18 protein-coding genes are annotated in these 19,576 nt (G+C 64.6%); 15 read left to right on the top strand and 3 right to left on the bottom strand.

Annotated features, from left to right (window positions below):
• Positions 1–13: 13 nt before the first annotated feature.
• From AC3A4M_RS16560 to AC3A4M_RS16580, 5 genes are read left to right on the top strand one after another with little or no spacing between them, the layout of a single operon-like run.
• Positions 14–1,021, top strand: a complete 1,008-nt coding sequence (locus tag AC3A4M_RS16560; protein ID WP_498737018.1) for a TRAP transporter substrate-binding protein — start codon at positions 14–16, stop codon at positions 1,019–1,021.
• A complete protein-coding gene (locus AC3A4M_RS16565) occupies positions 1,021–1,554 on the top strand; it encodes a TRAP transporter small permease (protein WP_498737019.1) in 534 nt (177 codons plus the stop codon). The genes AC3A4M_RS16560 and AC3A4M_RS16565 overlap by 1 nt, the downstream gene beginning before the upstream one ends.
• Positions 1,551–2,858 carry a TRAP transporter large permease gene (locus AC3A4M_RS16570; RefSeq protein WP_498729386.1) on the top strand — a complete coding sequence of 436 codons (1,308 nt, stop codon included), beginning with the start codon at positions 1,551–1,553 and terminating at the stop codon, positions 2,856–2,858. The genes AC3A4M_RS16565 and AC3A4M_RS16570 overlap by 4 nt, the downstream gene beginning before the upstream one ends.
• 22 nt (positions 2,859–2,880) lie before the next feature.
• Positions 2,881–3,714, top strand: coding sequence for a 5-dehydro-4-deoxy-D-glucuronate isomerase (gene kduI, locus AC3A4M_RS16575; RefSeq protein WP_498737021.1), 834 nt, complete (start codon positions 2,881–2,883; stop codon positions 3,712–3,714).
• Positions 3,715–3,722: 8 nt separating this feature from the next.
• A complete protein-coding gene (locus AC3A4M_RS16580) occupies positions 3,723–4,520 on the top strand; it encodes an IclR family transcriptional regulator (protein ID WP_498737022.1) in 798 nt (265 codons plus the stop codon).
• Positions 4,521–4,700: 180 nt separating this feature from the next.
• On the opposite strand, the gene AC3A4M_RS16585 is transcribed toward AC3A4M_RS16580, so the two are convergent.
• The 3 genes from AC3A4M_RS16585 to AC3A4M_RS16595 form a co-directional block, all read right to left on the bottom strand.
• Complete coding sequence (locus AC3A4M_RS16585) at positions 4,701–5,339, bottom strand: RibD family protein (protein ID WP_498737025.1); 639 nt, start codon at positions 5,337–5,339, stop codon at positions 4,701–4,703.
• A 157-nt stretch (positions 5,340–5,496) separates the two neighbouring features.
• Positions 5,497–6,873: an NAD-dependent succinate-semialdehyde dehydrogenase gene (locus AC3A4M_RS16590; protein ID WP_498737026.1), complete on the bottom strand. Its 1,377-nt coding sequence runs from the start codon at positions 6,871–6,873 to the stop codon at positions 5,497–5,499.
• Between the two features lie 128 nt (positions 6,874–7,001).
• Positions 7,002–8,654 (bottom strand): amidohydrolase, encoded by a 1,653-nt coding sequence (locus tag AC3A4M_RS16595; protein ID WP_498737027.1) that lies wholly within the window; start codon positions 8,652–8,654, stop codon positions 7,002–7,004.
• Positions 8,655–8,911: 257 nt separating this feature from the next.
• On the opposite strand from AC3A4M_RS16595, the gene AC3A4M_RS16600 reads away from it, so the two are divergent.
• The 10 genes from AC3A4M_RS16600 (at position 8,912) to benC (ending at position 19,479) form a co-directional block, all read left to right on the top strand.
• Positions 8,912–9,928, top strand: coding sequence for a LacI family DNA-binding transcriptional regulator (locus tag AC3A4M_RS16600; RefSeq protein WP_498737029.1), 1,017 nt, complete (start codon positions 8,912–8,914; stop codon positions 9,926–9,928).
• The gene (locus AC3A4M_RS16605) at positions 9,925–11,442 is read left to right on the top strand and encodes a sugar ABC transporter ATP-binding protein (protein WP_498737031.1); all 1,518 of its coding nucleotides are present in this window, start codon (positions 9,925–9,927) and stop codon (positions 11,440–11,442) included. The genes AC3A4M_RS16600 and AC3A4M_RS16605 overlap by 4 nt, the downstream gene beginning before the upstream one ends.
• 12 nt (positions 11,443–11,454) lie before the next feature.
• Complete coding sequence (locus AC3A4M_RS16610) at positions 11,455–12,426, top strand: ABC transporter permease (RefSeq protein ID WP_139006638.1); 972 nt, start codon at positions 11,455–11,457, stop codon at positions 12,424–12,426.
• A 44-nt stretch (positions 12,427–12,470) separates the two neighbouring features.
• Complete coding sequence (locus AC3A4M_RS16615) at positions 12,471–13,412, top strand: substrate-binding domain-containing protein (protein WP_498737033.1); 942 nt, start codon at positions 12,471–12,473, stop codon at positions 13,410–13,412.
• Positions 13,409–14,365, top strand: coding sequence for a ribokinase (locus AC3A4M_RS16620; RefSeq protein WP_498737035.1), 957 nt, complete (start codon positions 13,409–13,411; stop codon positions 14,363–14,365). Before AC3A4M_RS16615 ends, AC3A4M_RS16620 begins: the two co-directional genes overlap by 4 nt.
• Positions 14,362–14,742 carry a D-ribose pyranase gene (gene rbsD / locus AC3A4M_RS16625; RefSeq protein WP_498729370.1) on the top strand — a complete coding sequence of 127 codons (381 nt, stop codon included), beginning with the start codon at positions 14,362–14,364 and terminating at the stop codon, positions 14,740–14,742. Before AC3A4M_RS16620 ends, rbsD begins: the two co-directional genes overlap by 4 nt.
• Before the next feature lie 157 nt (positions 14,743–14,899).
• A complete protein-coding gene (locus AC3A4M_RS16630; protein ID WP_498737038.1) occupies positions 14,900–16,117 on the top strand; it encodes a benzoate/H(+) symporter BenE family transporter in 1,218 nt (405 codons plus the stop codon).
• Between the two features lie 285 nt (positions 16,118–16,402).
• The gene (benA, locus tag AC3A4M_RS16635; protein WP_498737040.1) at positions 16,403–17,767 is read left to right on the top strand and encodes a benzoate 1,2-dioxygenase large subunit; all 1,365 of its coding nucleotides are present in this window, start codon (positions 16,403–16,405) and stop codon (positions 17,765–17,767) included.
• 12 nt (positions 17,768–17,779) lie between these two features.
• Positions 17,780–18,298, top strand: a complete 519-nt coding sequence (benB, locus tag AC3A4M_RS16640) for a benzoate 1,2-dioxygenase small subunit (RefSeq protein WP_498729366.1) — start codon at positions 17,780–17,782, stop codon at positions 18,296–18,298.
• 89 nt (positions 18,299–18,387) lie between these two features.
• Positions 18,388–19,479, top strand: coding sequence for a benzoate 1,2-dioxygenase electron transfer component BenC (gene benC / locus AC3A4M_RS16645; protein WP_498737042.1), 1,092 nt, complete (start codon positions 18,388–18,390; stop codon positions 19,477–19,479).
• The last annotated feature ends 97 nt before the right edge of the window (positions 19,480–19,576 follow it).

Raw genomic sequence — 19,576 nt, forward strand, 5'->3', positions numbered from 1 at the left:
GAGGAGAAATTTCATGCAGGGAAAAAGGATTCTGGGCGTACTGAGCGCCGCCGTAATCACCACAATGGCACTTGCTTCGTGCTCCGCTTCCGCGGAAGACGGCGGCGGTGAGACTGTCCTCCGCGTTGCTTTCAACCAGGACATCAACCACCCGCAGGCTCAGGCGCTGCTGCAGCTCTCGGATGAGCTCGTGGCCCAGACTGACGGTCGCTATGCGCTGGAGCTCTACGCCGATGAGACGCTCGGCGACCAGGCGGCCACCATTGAACAGGTGCAGTCCGGCACCATCGACTTCGCCGTCGTCGCCGGCAGTTTGCTCGAGAACTTCGAATCGGACTTCTCGGTCGTGAACCTGCCGTACCTTTACGAGTCGCCCGAGCACCAGATGAGCGTGCTCAACGACCGTGAAATTGCAGGCGGGCTGTACGACACGCTGCTGGACGACAACATTCAGGTGCTCTCCGCGTATCACGGTGGTGTCCGCAACGTGTACTCAAGCGTTGGTCCGGTTGAGACGCCCGCCGACCTCTCGGGTCAGAAGATCCGGGTTATCGGTTCGGATACGAATGTACGCATGATGGGACTTATGGGTGGCGTCGGTTCCCCGATGGCACAGGGCGAGGTCTACACCGCAATCCAGTCAGGCGTGCTTGACGGCGCAGAAAACAACGAGCTTATCTACTCGACGCTTTCGCACGACGAGATTGCGCCCTACTACTCGCGCACCGAGCATCTGATGATGCCTGACTACCTGGTCACTAGCCCCACCGTATGGGATGGCATCTCCGAGGAGGACCGCGCGATCTTCGAGGACCTGCTGACGGCGTCGGTCGACACCGAACTCGAGCTGTTCGGTGCCGCCGTCGAGGAGGCAACCGCCGCAGCCGAGGAAGCCGGTGCGGAGTTCAGCGAGGTCGACACCGAGGTGTTCCGCGAGGCGACGCGCCCGCTGCATGAGGAGCTCGTCACGTCCGAGGTCGCACAGACGGTTTACGACGCCATCGAGGCGGCGCGCAGCTAATGGCAACAGCGAAGCTCATGAAGACTGCACGGGCATGGCTCGATGGCACGCTCCGAGCAACGTGCGTCACCCTTTTTGCGCTGCTGGTGCTGCTCGTGGCCTGGCAGGTCTTCACCCGCCTGGTGCTTGGACAGCCAAGCGCATGGTCCGAGGAAGCGGCGCGACACACATTCGTGTGGGTCAGCCTGATCGGAATCGCCATCGCCGTCGGCGAGAAGGCTGACGTCATCATGGACTTCCTGGTGGCACGACTGCCCGTGTCGCTCCAGCGAGTCGCCGACATAATTGCCTACCTCACAACGCTCGCGTTCGTACTGTACGTGATGGTATTTGGTGGCCTCCAGCAGTCCGCCCTTGCGTGGGGGCAGCAGAATCCGCTGCTGCCCCTCACACAGGGCCAGCTCTACCTGGCTCTGCCGATCTCCGGCGTGCTGTTGACTATTTACCTGACCATCCACATCGTCGGAACCTTCTCTAGCCGTTATGCCGGCCACGTGGATCACGACGAGGACCTCGAGGCGGCATCCCTGTGATTGAGCCCGGTACCATCAGCGTCATCCTTATCGGCGGCCTGGCTTTGCTGCTCGCGATTGGCGCCCCTGTCTCCATAGCGATCGCGCTGCCGTCGGCCCTATGCATGCTGCTGATCGTAGACTTCGAGCGAGGCGCCATCACCTCCGCACAACAAATGATCGGCGGTGCTGACTCGTTCGCACTGCTCGCCATCCCGTTTTTCATCCTGGCTGGCGTGATCATGAACAACGGCGGTATTGCCGAGCGGCTTATCAACCTCGCACGGGTGCTCGTGGGCCGCACGCCGGCGCCGCTCGTGCAGACGAACGTCATCGCAAACGCAATCTTCGGCTCCGTATCCGGTTCCGCCGTCGCGAGTGCCGCCGCCATCGGCTCCACCATGTCTCCAATGCAGCGGAAGGCGGGCTATGACCGGGCCTTCAGCGCGGCGGCCAACATCGCTTCGGCGCCGGCTGGAATGCTGATCCCGCCGAGCAACACGCTTATCGTCTACTCACTCGCTGCTGGCGGTACGTCACTTGGTGCGCTGTTCGTCGCAGGTTACATCCCCGGCATCCTGTGGGCGCTCGCATGTGCGCTCGTCGGGTTGGTCTACGCCCGTCGGCACCCCGAGCTGCGGGGCGAGTCCTGGCCCAAGTTCCCGGTCTTCCTGGGTACGTTCGGGCGCGCTGTTCCGTCGCTCGGCCTGATCGTGGTGGCGATCGGCGGCATCGTGGCTGGCTTCTTCACCCCGACCGAGGGCTCGGCCGTGGCCGTGATCTACGCGCTGCTGCTCTCGTTCTTCTACCGCACCATTTCGGTCAAGGACCTGCCGCGAGTCCTGTTCGACGCCTGCCGCACCAGCGCGATCGTCATCTTCCTGATCGCGGTGTCGACGATCATGTCTTACGTCATGACCTACGCCCGGCTGCCGCAGTTGATCGCCGAGTCACTGTTCGGGTGGACTGACTCGAAGGTCGTCGTGCTGCTGATCATGATGCTCGTGCTGCTGTTGATCGGCATCCCGCTTGACCCGACGCCGGCGATCCTGATTTTCACTCCGATCTTCCTGCCGATTGCGGTCTCCTACGGCATCGACCCGGTGCACTTCGGTATCGTGATGGTCTTCAATCTCTCGATCGCCGTGATCTCGCCGCCGTCGGCACCCGTGCTGTTCGTCGGTACTCAGGTGGCGAAGGTCAAGCTCGAGCCGGTTATCGCCAAACTGATGCCGTTCCTGCTCGTGCTCATCGCGCTGCTGTTCGTCATCGTCTTCGTCCCCCAGCTTTCCCTGTGGCTCCCTGGCCTCATGGGCCTGCTCTGACTCTCCAATGGAAGGAAATACCATGACCGCCGTTTATGGCCCCACTTCTCCCGAGCAGATTCCCGGGGTCACGCAGCAGCAGTTGCGCGACCGCTATCTCGTCGAGGATCTCTTCATTCCTGGCACGGTGCGCACCATCGTCACCCACTACGATCGCGTGGTCGCGGTCGGCGCTATGCCGACTGACGCACCGCTTGCGCTCGAGGCAGTGCCGGAGATCCGTAGTGAGCAGTTCCTCGATCACCGCGAGATCGGCATCGTCAATATCGGAGGGGCGGGTGCCATCCGTGCCGATGGTGAGCGCCATGTGATGACCACCGGCGCGTGCCTGTACTTGGGCCGCGGCGTGAAGGACGTTTCCTTCGAGTCCGACGATGCCGCGACGCCTGCTCGTTTCTACGGCTTCTCGGCGCCCGCTCATGCCACCTGCCCGACGGCACTCGTCGAGCCCGGCCAGGGCACGGTCCGAGAGCTCGGTGATCCGCTGACTTCGAATCGCCGGACGATCAACCAGTACATTCACGAAGACGGCGTGCGCAGCTGCCAGGTGGTCATGGGCGTCACCCAACTGCACGCCGGCAGCATGTGGAATACGATGCCGGCGCATACTCATGACCGCCGCACCGAGTTTTACGTGTACTTCGATGTACCCGAGGAGGCCCGCGTCGTTCACCTCATGGGCGAACCGTCCGAGACCCGTCACATGCTTGTCGGCGATGGGGGACTGGTGCTTTCGCCGTCGTGGTCAATCCACTCGGGTGTCGGAACGTCGAACTACTCGTTCGTGTGGGCGATGGCCGGCGAGAACCAGGCCTTCGACGACATGGATGGCGTCGCGATTGTCGACATGAGATGATGCGGATCATGACCGGGGAACCCAAGGAGCTTGACACGAGCCCGGCGCCATCTATGGGCGCGAGTGAGAAAACGTTGCGGGTGCTCGAGGCCGCGATTCTCTACGACCGCTTCACTGACATCGTCGAAGAGACCGGGCTGCCCAAGGCGACTGTGCACCGTATTCTCGCGACGCTGGCGGAGTTGAAGTTCATCACCGGCGATAGCGATCGCGGTTATCACCCCGGCTCCCGTCTCCTCGGCATTGCTGGCCGGGCCATCTCCCGGCTCGACATCTCCTTCATCGCGGAGCCGATCGTCGAGAAGCTCGTACGCGAAGTCGACTGCACGGTTCACATCGGCGTCGTGAATGGTTTCGAGATGGTGTACGTCATCCGCAAGGACTCGTCGAAGCCCTATCGGATGGCTTCGCGCGTGGGGTTACCGATGCCGATGCACTGCTCGGGCATGGGAAAGGTTGTGCTCGCGAGCTGGACGCCTGAGCAGGTGGCCCAGTTGGTAGCCGAGGTGGGCCTGCCGCCCCGCACCGACAAGACCATCACCGATCCCGAACAGTTGCGCACAGAGCTCGCGAACGTGCGTCAACGCGGTTACGCGCTAGATCTCGGTGAGAATGAGCGCGGCACGGTGTGCGTCTCAGCTCCGATCCGGGATCACCTCGGACGAGTGATGTATGGCCTCTCGATCTCATCGCTTGAGCTTGAGTACCCTGGCTCCACAATCGAGCAGTTTGCGCCGGAGGCAGTCGCCGCCGCGGACGCGATCTCCCGGGCGCTTGGCTCTTCGGTGGACCGCGCGAGCGCTTAGTGCCTAGGCTCTCTGCGTAGGGGTGGTCCGCGCGCAGTTTCGGATGCTGAAGCCTGGATCAAAGGCCTACGCGAAATGGCAGGGGCCGGTCACTGGCTAAGTGATGCCCGTTGACCGGCCCAGTTTGCGCTCGCGTTAGGCATCAGAGCGCTCCGCTTGCAGCAGGAACAGCTCGCATCTTCACCAGAGGAGCCGATACCGCAGTTGAACAATATCGTCGCCGATCGCCCGCGCATCGAGGTCAGTTAGTCGGAACATAGGAACCGCGTGCCCTCCGCCCCACCAAGGACGACGATGGATATCTGCGACGAGGGCGGGATGGACGAGTAAACTGATTTCGTCGACGAGGCCTCCGGCCATCAGAGCGCCAACCAAGTTGCCGCCGCTATCTACGCGCAGCCTCTGCACAGCGTACAGGCTCCGCAGTTTAGCCAATGCGGCCGCAAGATCGACCCGTTGGCCGCCTGTGACGATTTCTTCCACGCCGTGTGTCGGACTGAGGGCATTGCCCCTCAAGGCAATCACGCGCGACCAATGGCCGACGTCGCGGAGCGCATTCCAGGCAATCACCCGATACCCGCTATCAACAACGACAAGTATCGGGCCGCCCTCCTTCGGTCCTGGCAGGTCGGCATCCGCCAACTCGTTCTCCTGCGCCAATATCGTGTCGGCTCCCACGAGCGTGGCATCCTCTTGCCACTCGGCCGCCAATGAATAGAACTGAGAGACGTCCGGTTGGAAGCCGGAAAAGGAGCCATCGAGCGAAACAGCCATATGTACGAGTACGTACGGACGATGATCACCGGTCGACCTAGCCATGCAATAAGGAAAGCACGTCTACGGAACCGCCAACCGTTGTCAACTCAAAGTTCGGATACTCAGACCGGCCGCAGCCCTCGGGTATGCAGTGAAGTGGCGGGAAGCCGCACGGGTTTCCCGCCACTTCGCCGTCGTGCAGCTGAGCTGCAGGAGGGTCCTAGCGGGCCGAGGTGCGGACCAGTTTCTTGTTGACGAACTCGTCCATGCCGTACTTGCCCAGTTCACGGCCGACGCCGGAACGCTTGACGCCGCCAAAGGGCAGTTCAGCAGCGGTGCCGCCCGGCTCGTTGATGTAGACCATTCCGGCCTCGATCCGCTCGGCGATGCGCTGGGCCTTCTCGCCGTCGTTGGTATGGATCGAGGCGCCGAGACCGAAGGGGGTATCGTTGGCCAGCCGGATGGCTTCGTCCTCGGAGGACGCCTTGAAGACCATGGCGACCGGCCCGAAGAGCTCCTCGCGGAATGCTGCCATGCCGGGGGTGACATCGGTCAGCACGGTCGGCTGGAAGAAGGCGGAATCGTCGCTGACCTTGCCGCCGCCGGTGCGGACCACGGCGCCTTCGGCTACCGCGGAGTCCACCTGCTTGGCGAGATTGTCAGCGGCCGTCAGCGAGGACAGCGGACCAAGGTAGGTCTTGGGATTAGTCGGATCGCCGGGGGTGATGGCAGCGAGGGCGCTGGTGAACTTCTCCACGAACTCGTCGTAGAGGTCCTCCATCACGACGAAGCGCTTGGACGCGTTGCAGGCCTGGCCGGCGTTCGTCATGCGGCCGAAAACAGCGGTCTTGACGGATTTGTCCAGGTCCTTGGTATCCAGGAGTAGAAACGGGTCTGAACCGCCTAGTTCGAGCACGACCTTCTTGAGGTTGCGGCCGGCGATTTCGGCCACGGCAGCGCCGGCGCGTTCGGAGCCGGTCAGGGACACGCCTTGGACGCGCGGGTCGGCGATGATATCCGCGACCTGTTCGTTAGTGGCGAAGATGTTGACGTAGGAACCCTCGGGTGCGCCGGCGTCCTTGAAGATCTGTTCCATGGCCAGGGCAGACTCCGGGCACTGCGGGGCGTGCTTGAGCAGGATGGTGTTGCCGTTCATCAGGTTCGGGGCGGCGAACCGGGCCACCTGATAGTACGGGTAGTTCCAGGGCATGATCCCCAGCAGCACGCCGAGGCCTTCCTTGCGGACCACGGCCTTGCCGCCGGCAGCGACGTCGAGCTCTTCATCCTCCAGGAACTTCGGGCCATTCTGAGCGTAGTAGCGGTAGATCGACACGACAATGTCTACCTCGAAGCCGGCCTGGCGGATCGGCTTGCCCATCTCGCGGGTGATGATGGCGGCCAGCTCGTCGCGGCGCTCTTCGTAGAGTTCGGCGACGCGGTTGAGCAGTTTCACGCGTTCTTCCAGCGGGCTCCGGGTCCACTCGCGGAAGGCCTTGTCCGTGCGCTCCAGGGCTGCCTGGATTTCGACGTCGGTAGCCGTGGGGAATTCCTTGACGGTTTCACCGGTGGCCGGGTTGGTAACGGCATAAAGAGTCATACGTTCTCCTGCTGGTTGGTGATGACGTGGAAAATGGCCGTGCGGCGGCCTCGGCCGCCTGAAGGTCCGAGTTTACGGATTTACGGTTGGTGTAGAAAGTCCGGGCGTGGCGGGTAACACATAGGTTCTCAAAGCTCACCGTGGACCACTGCGCCGCCCACCACGGTGGCGGTGACGGTCACGTCCTTGATGTTTCCCGGGGCGACTTTGTACAGGTCTTCGGAGAGGGTGACGAAATCGGCCAGCTTGCCGTGCGTCAGGGTGCCCTTGTAGGAGTCCTCGTGGACGGCATAGGCACTGCCCACTGTGTAGGCGTGGACCGCCTGTTCCACCGTGATCCGCTCCTCGGGAACGAAGTCCGCGCCGGCAGCGGTCCTGCGGTTGACCATGTCGTGGATGTTCAGGACCGGGTTCACCTCCACCACCGGGGCGTCCGTGCTGGCCGGTACCTCCAGGCCGGCATCAAGCAGCCCCTTGATCCGGTAGGTTAGCTTCATTCTGTCCGATCCCATGGCCTGGGCTGCGCCGTCGCCAAGTTCGGAGACGAACCGGCCCTGCGGCACCGGGATCAGGCCCAACTCCTTGATCCGGCGGATCTGCGCATCACTGGCTACAGACACATGCTCGATGCGGTGTCTGGCGTCCTCGCGGGGGAAGCGCCGCTGGGCTTCCTCGAAGATGTCCATCACCACGTCCAGAGCGGCGTCACCGATGGCGTGCGTAGCCACTTGCCAGCCCGCGCAGTGGGCGCCGATGATGCGTTGCCGCAGCATCTCCTGCGGGAACTGCAGCAGGCCGCGATTACCGTTTTCCGTAGGGGAGTCGAGGGCGTAGTCGTGGCTCATGAAGGCACTGCGGCCGATCAACGAGCCATCGGAGAGGATCTTGGTGGGCCCGATCCGCAGCCACTCGTCGCCCAGGCCGCTGCGGATGCCCAGGTCGAGACCCCACGGAGCTCCCGTTTCACCTGAGCTGTCCAAGGGATGCAGCGTGGTCAGATAGGGCATCACCGTGGCGCGCACGCCCAGCTTCCCGGCGTCGCGCGCGGTTTGGTAACCGGCGATGTCGGTGGGGCTGTGGCCGATGTGTGCGGGAGCGCCGAGGCCAGGCTCGGTGATACTGGTGACGCCGAGCGGCAGGACCTTGCGGCTGCCGGCTTCGACCATCGCGGCGACGTCGTCGACGGTCGGGATGGGGATGGTGTCCGTGACCAGTGCCCGAGCCGTTTCCTGCAGCAGCCCGACGGCACGGCCGTCTGCATCGATCGGTGCGGCGCCGCCGTCGGGCGCTTTTGTTCCACGGCGTCCGCTGAAGCCGGCGGCTTCGAACGCGGCCGTGTTGGCCACGCCCATATGGCGGGAGTTGTGGATCAGCCAGACCGGGTGGCCGTTGCTGACGGCGTCAAGCTGCTCCGCGGTGGGGTGCTGGCCGTCAAGATAGTTCTGGTTGTAGCCGGCGCCCTGGACCCAGGCGCCATCGGGTGCATCGGCGCAGGCGGAACCAACGGCGGCGAGCAGGTCCTCCATCGTCGGGCAAACGGACGGCCGCAGGTCCACCTGCAATTCGGCCAGCCCCACCATGGACAGGTGGCAGTGGGCATCATTAAAACCGGGAACGACGGCGGCACCGCCGAGGTCGTAAACCTTGCGGAAGTGCGTGGCCGGCAGCTCGTCGTCGAGGCTGATGATCCGGCCGGCATGGACGCCGAGCGCGCTGGCACGGGGACGGGACGGATCCTGGGTGTAGATGACCCCGTTGATGAAGAGTGTCTCGAACAGCATGGCGCCTCCGATAGCTGAAAATGCTTCCTCGCCTGACTCCCGCTACCAGTGTTCCACGCCTCCCTGTTGCCCAGGAGACTCCGGGCCGAACGGTCGCCGAAAACATGAAGAGGCAGCGGAGGCAAGGGGCGGGGTTGACACCGGATGGTGACCTGTTTCATACTCGTGGAAACGATTTCATGGAATCGATTCCACCAACTGCGTGGGCGGGCAAATGGTTGCCGCGTTTTCGTGAGCTGACAAGCAAAGGAGCTGCTGTGCGGGGTGTGACGATCCGCGATGTCGCGGCCCGTGCGGGTGTTTCCCCGGCCACGGCTTCGCGCGTTCTCTCCGGCCATCCGGCAACCTCCGTACTGTCGCGGGAACGCGTGGAGCAGGCTGTCGCCGAGCTCGGCTTCCGCCCGAATGCGCAGGCACGCTCGCTGCGCTCTACCCGCACCAGCACCATTGGACTGCTGATCTCCGACGTCCGGAACCCCTTCTTCGCCGACCTCGCCCATGCCGCGGAGCAGCAGGCGCTTGAACTTGGACTGATCACCCTGCTGGCCAACGCCAATGAGAGCGTCGAGCAGCAGAACCGCTACCTGGACGTCCTGCTGGCGCAGCGGGTCGACGGGCTGATCCTGGTGCCACAGGGCGGGGACAACGCCAACGTCGAGATGCTGGCTTCGAGCGGATTGCCGGCGGTATTCGTGGACCGGGTGATTGACGATATCGATCTGCCCAGCGTGACCGCAGATAATGCCAGCGGCATGGGCGAGGCGGTGCGGCATCTGGCGGAGCTGGGCCACCGCAGGATCGGTTACATATCCGGGCCGCGGTCCGCCTCCACCGGCAGGGAACGCTTCGCCGCGTTCCAGGCTGCGACCATGGCGTGCGGACTGGAGCAGGATCCGGAACTGGTGGTGTTCGGTGACTTCCAGGCTGGCAGTGGCGCTGCGGGTGCCCGGCAGCTCCTTGAACTCTCCGACTCGCCCACCGCCTTGATCGCCGCGGACGGCCTGATGACCATGGGCGCAGTCAGAGTCTGTCAGGAACTGCGCATTCGCATCGGCGAGGACCTGTCCCTGGTCGGCTACGACGACATCGATGCCTTCGCCATCATGCGTCCGGCGCTGACCCTGATCGCGCAGGACGCCGACGAGATGGGCCGCACGGCCGTCCGGTTGCTGCATCAAGTGATTGCCGGGGAGAAACCGGAGCCGATTGTCCTACCCACCCGGCTGATGGTGCGCAAATCAACCGGACCTGCAAAGACTGGAGAGCAACGATGAACGGACAGCCGATTCTGACGCTGGAAAAAATCAGCAAATCCTTCGGGCCTGTGCAAGTCATCGACGAGGTGACCGTCAGCGTTCACGCCGGCAAGGTCCAGGTGCTGCTCGGCGAAAACGGTGCCGGCAAATCCACGCTGATCAAAATGATGGCCGGGGTCTACCAGCCCGACGGCGGACGGATCCTGCTCGACGGCGAGCCGGTCAAGTTCCGCGATACCAATGCATCGGAAGCGGCCGGCATCGCCACGATCCACCAGGAACTGAACCTCGTGCCCACCATGTCCGTCGCAGAGAACATCATGATGGGCCGGTTCCCGAAGAGATTCGGCATGGTGGACCGTCCGACACTCCGCAAGCAGGCACGCGCAGCCCTGGACCTGATCGGCCTGGACATCGACCTCGACCACCCGGTGGGGGAGTTGGGCATCGCCCGGCAGCAGCTGGTGGAGATCGCCAAGGCCCTGAGCCTTGATGCCCGCATGCTGATTCTGGACGAACCGACGGCGGCCCTCACGCGGCGCGAGATCGCCGCGCTGTTCAGCGTGGTGCACGATCTGCGCGAGCGCGGCGTGGGCATGGTGTTCATCAGCCACCACCTCGATGAGATCGCCGAAGTGGGCGATTCCGTCTCGGTCCTGCGCGACGGCAAATTCGTGGCCGAGGTGCCCGCGGACACGGCCGAGCCGGAACTGGTCCGCCTCATGGTGGGCCGCGATATCAGCCAGCAGTTTCCACGACGCCGCGAGTACACCGGTCCGTCCGAGCCGTTGCTGGAGGTGGAGGGGCTGTCCATCAAGGGCCTGGTCAACAACATGGGCTTCACCGTGCACGCCGGCGAAGTGGTGGGCCTTGCCGGGCTGGTGGGTGCCGGCCGGACGGAAGTCGTCCGCGCCGTCGCGGGTGTGGATCCCTATGACTCGGGCACCGTCACCATCAGGGGCCGGAAAATCCCGCGGCACAACATCGGCGCCGGGATCACGGCTGGACTGGGGCATGTGCCCGAAGACCGCAAAGTCCAGGGCCTGGTGCTGGACGCCTCCGTGAACGAGAACATTGGCTACGCCACACTGGCCAGCACGGCCAAGGCCGGTCTGGTGGACTTCAAAGGCCAGCGGGACAAGGCGCAGGATGTGGCTGGAAAATTGCGCATCCGGATGAGCGGGCTGGACCAGACCGTGCGCTCGCTCTCCGGCGGCAACCAGCAGAAGGCAGTATTCGGGCGCTGGATCGCGGCCGGCGCCAAGGTGCTCCTGCTCGACGAACCCACCCGGGGCGTCGACGTCGGCGCCAAGGTGGAAATCTACGAACTGATCAACTCGGTGACCGCTGCCGGCGGCGCCGTGCTGATGGTCTCCAGCGAACTGCCGGAAGTGCTCGGGATGAGCGACAGGATCCTGGTGATGAGCGGAGGGCATCTCTCCGGGGAACTGGCAGCAGAAGACGCCACGCAGGACAAGGTCATGACACTGGCCGTCCGCGATGTGGTGCGGGACTTGGAAGACAAGAGTTAAGGGACTAAGAACATGACTACTGCTGTGAAGGCCGAGAAGCGGCAAGGCCTGGACATCAAGAAGTTCCTGGCGAACAACGGTGCGCTGGTCGGGCTGCTGGTGCTCTGCCTGGCGCTGTTTATTGCGACGCCGGACTTCCTCACCGCCGGGAACATGCTCAACATCGGTATCCAGGCATCCACTATTGCCGTGCTGGCATTCGGCATGACCTTCGTGATCGTGGCCGCCGGCATCGACCTCTCGGTGGGATCGGTGGCGGCGCTGTCCGCGATGGTTTCCGCCTCAATGTTCACTACCGCCGGCCTCAATGGCTGGGTCGCGCTGCTGGGCGGGCTCCTGACCGGAGCGGCGTGCGGTGTCGCCAGCGGTCTGGCCACCGCCTACGGCCGGTTGCCTTCCTTCATCGCCACCCTGGCGATGCTCAGCGTGGCCCGCGGGCTGACGCTGGTGATCTCCGAAGGCAGGCCGGTGCGGACGGCCGACCAGGTCTCGTTCCTGGGCGGCAACATCGGGCCGATCCCGATGCCCATTGTGGTGCTGGTGGTCGCCGGCCTGGTCGCTGCCTTCCTGCTCAACCGCACAGTCATCGGCCGCTACATGTATGCGGTAGGCGGCAACAAGGAGGCCGCCCGGCTCTCCGGCATCCCGGTCCAGAAGGTGCTGGTCATTGTCTTCGCCCTCTCCGGCCTGTTTGCCGGTCTGGCCGGAATGCTGCTCTCCGGACGGCTGGACTCGGCCCAGCCGCAGGCAGCGGTGGGCTACGAACTGGACGCGATTGCCGCCGTCGTTATTGGCGGTGCCTCCCTGGCCGGCGGCGTCGGCCGGATCTCCGGCACGCTCGTGGGCGCCCTGGTCCTGGTAGTGATCCGCAATGGCCTGAACCTGCTCAACGTGTCCTCCTTCTGGCAGCAGGTAGTGATCGGCCTGGTCATCGCGCTGGCCGTGGGGATCGACGTGCTGCGCCGCAAGAACACCATCCACTGACATCCGAACAACCCGAACAAATTACTAGAGAAGGATCCAAAACAATGAAGTTCACATCTTTCAAGCGCAGCACAGCCGTGCTGGCCCTGGGCCTGACCGTGGCGCTGGGAGCCGCCGGATGCAACCGCGGCGAAGAAGGCGCGTCCGGTGGCCAGGTGACCCTGGCCGTCTCCACCCTCAACAACCCGTTCTTCGTCGACCTGCGCGACGGCGCCACCGAGGCCGCCGAGGCCGCGGGCATGACGTTGGAAGTAGTCGACGCGCAGAACGATTCGGCCACCCAGACCAACCAGCTGGCTACCGCTGCGACCAGCGGTGTGCAGGGCGTCATCATCAACCCGGTGGATTCGGACTCGGCAGCCGCCGCGGTCAGCCCGCTGCTGGAAAACAACATCCCCGTCATCGCGGTTGACCGCGCGGTCAACGACGCCGAAATCGCCTCCCTGGTCTCCAGCGACAACGTCGCCGGCGGCAAGCAGGCCGCTGACGAGCTGGCCAAGGCCATGGGCGAAAAGGGCAAAGTGATCGTGCTCCAGGGCGTGGCCGGCACCTCCGCCAGCCGCGACCGCGGCGCCGGTTTCGAAGAGGGCATCAAGGCCTACCCGGACATCGAGGTAGTGGCCAAACAGACCGCCAACTTCGACCGCGCCCAGGCACTCGACGTCGCCACCAACCTGCTGCAGGCCAACTCTGACGTGACCGGCATTTTCGCCGAAAACGACGAGATGGCCCTCGGCGCCATCCAGGCTCTGGGCGACAGGGCCGGCACGGACGTCAAGGTGGTCGGCTTCGACGGCACCGAAGACGCCCTCGCCGCGATCCAGGCCGGCACCATGACCGCTACCATCGCGCAGCAGCCCTCCGAGCTGGGCAAGCGCTCGGTGGAACTGATGGCGCAGCTGCTGGCCGGCGAGACCGTCGAGTCCAACGTGCCGGTCCCGGTAACCACCGTGACCGAGGAAAATGTGGAGGAATTCATCAAGTGAGCGGCCTGACCGTCGTCGTAGGATCCATCAATGCGGATCTGCTGATCCGCCTTGACCGCCATCCGAGCCCCGGCGAAACGCTGCTGGGCGAGTCGATGGCAGTTCTGCCCGGCGGTAAGGGCGCCAACCAGGCCGTTGCCGCGGCCCAGCTGGGAGCGGCAACGGCGCTGGTGGGCGCCGTGGGCAATGACGCCTATGCGGACATTGCCCTCTCCGGGCTCCGCGCCGCCGGTGTGGACCTCACGGGCCTGGTGCATCCGGACGGCTCCACGGGCGTGGCACTGGTGGAGGTGGACCGCCAAGGCGAAAACACCATTGTGGTGATCCCCGGTGCCAACGGGACCATGGACAGGGCCGCCGTCGAAAGCCAGCGCGAGCTGATCGCCTCGGCGGAGATCGTGCTGCTGCAGGGCGAGATCCCCCGGGACGGCATCGAGGCTGCGGCCGCGCTCGCTACAGGGCGGGTCATGCTGAACCTGGCCCCCGTGGTTGAGCTGGATCCGGCGGTTGTCCGCGCCGCCGATCCGCTGGTGGTCAACGAACATGAAGGCGAGCTCGCGCTGTCCGGACTGGGCGGGACACCCGCAGGCAACGGCCACGAGGATCTGGTCCGCGGGCTCCTTGACGCGGGCGTGCGGTCCGTCGTCATGACCGTAGGCGCCGCGGGTGCCTTGGTCGGAGAAACCAGGGACGACGGCGGCGCTTCCGTCACCGTTATACCGGCGCCAAAAGTTAGGGTTGTGGATACGACGGGGGCCGGCGACGCGTTCACCGGAGCCCTCGCCGCTGCCCTGTCCCGCGGCGAGGACCTTGCCACAGCCGCCCGCTTCGCCGCCCGGGTCGGGGCCTTCGCGGTGCAAACAGCCGGTGCGCAGCCTTCGTACCCGACCCTGGCCGATGAGCTGCCGGCTGTCAGTAAGGGCATTGAACCCGAAGAAGCGGAGCAGCGGTGAAGAAGACAGGCATCCTGAATCCGGCGCTCAACGCCGGGTTGTCCCGGCTGGGCCACGGGCACTTGGTGGTTATCGCGGACTGTGGGCTGCCCCTGCCGGCAGCCGGTCCCGTGGTTGACCTCGCGCTGGTGCGGGGCGTTCCCCGGTTCGCCGAGGTCCTGGATGCGGTGCTGGCCGAGCTCGAAGTCGAGGCGAGCACCGCAGCCGCTGAAACTGGTCCCGAGGTGCTGGGCTGGCTGGAGCAACGCGGCCTGCAGCCCGGCCTGATAAGCCACGAGGAACTGAAGGCCCTGCTCCCGCAGGCGGCCCTGATCATTCGTACGGGGGAAGCCACCCCCTACGCCAACGTGGTGCTGCGCTGCGGCGTCCCGTTCTAGGAACGGCGCATACTGAAACCAACGACGGCGGGTGAGCCGCCGCCGTCGTAAATGTCCGGGTTGGCTAGGACAATTGCCTAGGTTGTTACGCACATCCGCAGGATCGGCCGGGCAGTTGTTGGCCGCGCCACAGCCGTCGGATAGTGTCTGCAACATTATGGCGCTGGCAAACACTAAGACTGATTCTTCCCGCCTGACCCACCGCTCCGCGATGTCCCTCTCGGCTGTCCTGGCCGGGCTGATCGCGGTAGCCGTCTCCTATGCCGGGCCCCTGCTGGTGGTGCTCGAAGCGGCGAAAAGCGCAGGGCTGACTCCCGAGCAGACCATTTCGTGGGTCTGGGCGGTTTCGATTGCCAGCGGGCTGGTGTGTACGGTGCTGAGCCTGTTCACCCGCCAGCCGGTGATGGTGGCCTGGTCCGTTCCCGGCGCCGCGCTGCTGCTGACGGCTCTGGGCGACTACTCTTACTCCGACGCTATCGGCGCGTACATCGTCGCGGGCATCCTGGGCACTGTCCTCGGGGTCACGGGGCTCTTCGGCAAGCTGCTGGCCGCGGTGCCGAAGCCCATCCTCGCCGGCGTCCTGGCCGGCGTGCTGCTGCCCTTCGTGGTCAATGCGGCCTCGGCCGTGATCGCCTCCCCGCTGGTGGCCGGCGGCCTGGTCCTGGCTTATTTGGCGGGCAAGCGCTTCCTGCCGCGGTATGCGGTTTTCGTGGCACTGTTTGCCGGCGTCGTTCTTGCCATCTCCACCGGGGAGCTTGCCGCGCCGCAGCTGTCCCTCTCGCTGGCCGGCCCGTTGTGGACCATGCCCACGTTCAACGCGACGGCGATCATGGGCATTTCCATACCGCTGCTGATCGTCACCATGGCAGGCCAGAACGGGCCGGGGCTGGCCATGATGCACGCCAGCGGCTACGAGCCGAACGACAAGCTGCTGCTCGGCGCGTCCGGGGTGGCGTCGGTGCTGTTCGCCCCGTTCGGCTCCCACGCCATCAACCTCGCCGCCATCACCGCCGGTATCTGCGCCGGTCCGGAGGCCCACCCCGATCCGCGGCGCCGCTACATTGCCGGGGTTTTCTGCGGCTTGTTCTATCTGGCGTTCGGCACCTTCAGCACGGCGATCGTGGCGCTGTTTGCGGTGATCCCGGGGGAGATGCTCACCGCCCTGGCCGGGGTGGCCCTGATCGGTGCGCTGCAGGGATCCTTCAAGGACACCGTGACGGCGGACAAGGCCTCGCCGGCTGTGCTGGAAGCTGCGCTGATCACCCTGGTGGTGACGGCGTCCGGCGTTGCGCCGTGGGGCATCGTGTCGCCGTTCTGGGGATGCCTGGCCGGAACGGTGTCCTACCTGGTCCTGCGCAGACGCGCCAAGGTCTAACGCCTGGACTCGCTGTGGCGGGCCCCGGAAGCTTCGGCAGCCGGGGTCCGTTGGCTTTTCCGCGGCGGGAATACGCCTGGTTTTCCGCGGGATTACGGGGCAAAAGGATTCAGACAATCGAGGGTGGTTTTAGGACGCCTGGAGTCTTGCTGGACCCCCTAGCCGTGACTAGGCAAATGTCTGGTGCGACGCAGGTCACAGTACTGCGAGGGTGGAATATCTGATTTGGACCGGCTGCCAAGAGGCCTGCCGGGGCAACGACGCCCAACGTTGAATGGAGTGACCATGACCGAAACCTTGGACAGCATCCGCACCCACCTTGAGGACGCCCTGATCGAGGATCACGAGAACGGGATCCACCGGGCGAAGCGGAGTATCTTCACGGACGAGGAGATCTTCGAGCTCGAGATGAAGCACATTTTCGAGGGCAACTGGGTGTACTTGGCGCACGAGAGCCAGATCCCGAACGTGGGCGATTACTTCACCACCTACATCGGCCGCACCCCGGTGGTCATTTCCCGCTCCAAGGACGGCGAGCTGAACTGCCTGGTCAACGCGTGCAGCCACCGCGGCGCGATGCTGTGCCGGCGCAAGACGGATAACCGGAACAACTTCACCTGCCCGTTCCACGGCTGGACGTTCAACAACAAGGGCAAGCTGCTCAAGGTCAAGGATTCCCGCGACGCCGGCTACCCCGAGCAGTTCAACAAGGACGGCTCGCACGACCTGACCAAGGTCGCCCGCTTCGAGTCCTACCGCGGCTTCCTCTTCGGTTCGCTGAAGGAAGACGTCAAGCCGCTCGAGGAGCACCTGGGCGATTCCACCAAGATCATGGACATGATCGTGGATCAGTCGCCGGAGGGTCTCGAGGTGCTGCGCGGCGCTTCGACCTATACCTATGACGGGAACTGGAAGGTCCAGGCCGAGAACGGTGCCGACGGCTACCATGTCTCCGCCACGCACTGGAACTACGCGGCGACGACTGCCCGCCGGACCGCGGGCGAGTCCAGCAATGAGACGAAGGCGATGGACGCCGGTACCTGGGGCAAGCAGGGCGGCGGCTACTATTCCTTCGACCATGGCCACCTGCTGCTGTGGATGTGGTGGGGCAACCCCGAGGACCGCCCGCTGTATGAGCGGCGCGAAGAGCTCGCGCAGGAGTTCGGCGCCGAGAAGGCAGAGTTCATGGTGGGCGCTTCGCGCAACCTGTGCCTGTACCCGAATGTGTACCTGATGGATCAGTTCTCCTCGCAGATCCGCCACTTCCGGCCGATCTCTGTGGACCAGACCGAGGTGACCATCTACTGCATCGCGCCGAAGGGCGAGTCCGACGCCGCCCGCGCGAACCGGATCCGCCAGTACGAGGACTTCTTCAACGCCTCCGGCATGGCCACTCCGGATGACCTGGAGGAGTTCCGCTCCTGCCAGAAGACCTACCTGGCCGGCACGGCGAAGTGGAACGACCTCAGCCGCGGGGTGACCCACCAGCTCAACGGGCCGGACGAGCAGGCCAAGAAGATCGGCCTGAACCCGCTCTCCAGCGGCGCCAAGACCGAGGACGAAGGCCTCTACCCCGTGCAGCACGGTTACTGGCTGCAGAGCATGAAGGCCGCGGTCGAGGCCGAAGCCGCCGAGAAGAACAACGCCTAAGGAGCATCGACGATGACTGCAACCGCTGAACAGCCCGCCACCGCCGTCGCACTGGAGGACATCCAACAGTTCCTCTACCGCGAGGCACGATTCCTGGACGACCGCGAATTCGAGAAATGGATCGACTGCTACCACCCTTCGGCCGAGTTCTGGATGCCGGCCTGGGACGACAACGATGAACTCACCGAGGATCCGCAGCGCGAGATCTCGCTGATCTACTACTCCAACCGCGGCGGCATCGAGGACCGGGTCTTCCGGATCCGCACCGACCGCTCCAGCGCCACCAGCCTGCCCGAGCCGCGCACCGGCCACAACATCACCAACGTCGAGGTGATCGAGCAGCGCGGTGACACGGTGGACGTGCGCTTCAACTGGTTCACGCTGTACTACCGCTACAACAACGTGGACACCTACTTCGGCACCTCCTTCTACACGCTCGATTTCTCCGGTACCCAGCCGGTCATCATGAAGAAGAAGGTCGTCCTGAAGAACGACTACATCCACCACGTGGTGGACGTCTACCACATCTGATCGAGCGGCTGCCGGACCGGGATCCTTGTCCGGCAGCCGAAGGCACCGCCTCCCCAGACAGCCCCGGTCCCGATGGAAACGAGTTCCCCATGTCCTATCAAGTTGCCCTCACTTTCGAAGACGGCCTGACCCGGTTCATCAAGTGCAACACCTATGAAACGGTGGCGGACGCCGCCTACAAGGCCCGCATCAACATCCCTTTCGACTGCCGCGACGGCGCGTGCGGTACCTGCAAGGCTTTCTGCGAGTCAGGAAATTACGACGCCGGCGAGTACATCGACGAAGCGCTCACCGAGGACGAAGCGGACAAGGGCTTCTGCCTGCCGTGCCAGATGGTCCCGGAATCGGACCTGGTGCTGCAGATTTCCGGCACGGCAGAAATGGCGAAAACCGGAGCCCAGACCTTCCAGGCGAAGATCGCGGACCTGCACTGGTTCGCGGACAACACCGCCGGCTTCACCCTGGACATCGAGAACCGCGACGAGCTGTCCTTCCTGCCGGGCCAGTACATGAACGTGGCCGTTCCGGGCACGGACGCCGTCCGGTCCTACTCCTTCAGCAGCGGGCCCAGTTCCGAACAGCTGAAGTTCCTGGTCCGCACCGCCCCGGACGGAGCCATGACCGGCTACCTGAAGGACCGCGCGCAGGCGGGCGACGTGCTGGAGCTGACCGGACCGATGGGCAGCTTCTTCCTCCGCGACATTAAGCGCCCCACCCTGATGCTCGCCGGTGGCACCGGGATCGCACCGCTGCTGGCCATGCTGGAAAAGCTCGACACCACCGAACAGGGCCATCCACTGCACCCGATCCACCTGGTCTACGGCGTGACCTTCGACAAGGACCTGGTGGAGCTGGACAAACTGGAGTACTACGCGGAGCGGATCAAGGAGTTCAGCTTCGACTACTGCGTCGCCGACCCCGAAAGCGCTGCGGAGAAGAAGGGCTACGTCACCCAGCACATCGCCGAGGAACAGCTCAACGGCGGCGACGTGGACGTCTACCTCTGCGGACCGCCGGCCATGGTCGACGCCGTGCGCAAGTATTGGGACGGCCAGGGGATCGTGCCGGAAAACTTCTACTACGAGCGCTTCGCCGTCGGCTCCACCAGCTCCGTCAAGGAGACGGGGGAGGAACACGAAGGCCAGCCCGGCCACACCGAAGTCTCCGGTGACAACCGGTGAAGCCATGATTTCCCCCGGCCGCTTCGAGGGCTAGTTTCCTGCCGGCCGCTCCCCGCGGCTAAACCCTGCCGGCCATCGACGGCCGCGCAGTCCCCAT

The organism is Arthrobacter sp. Soil_C_60, assembly GCF_057656375.1.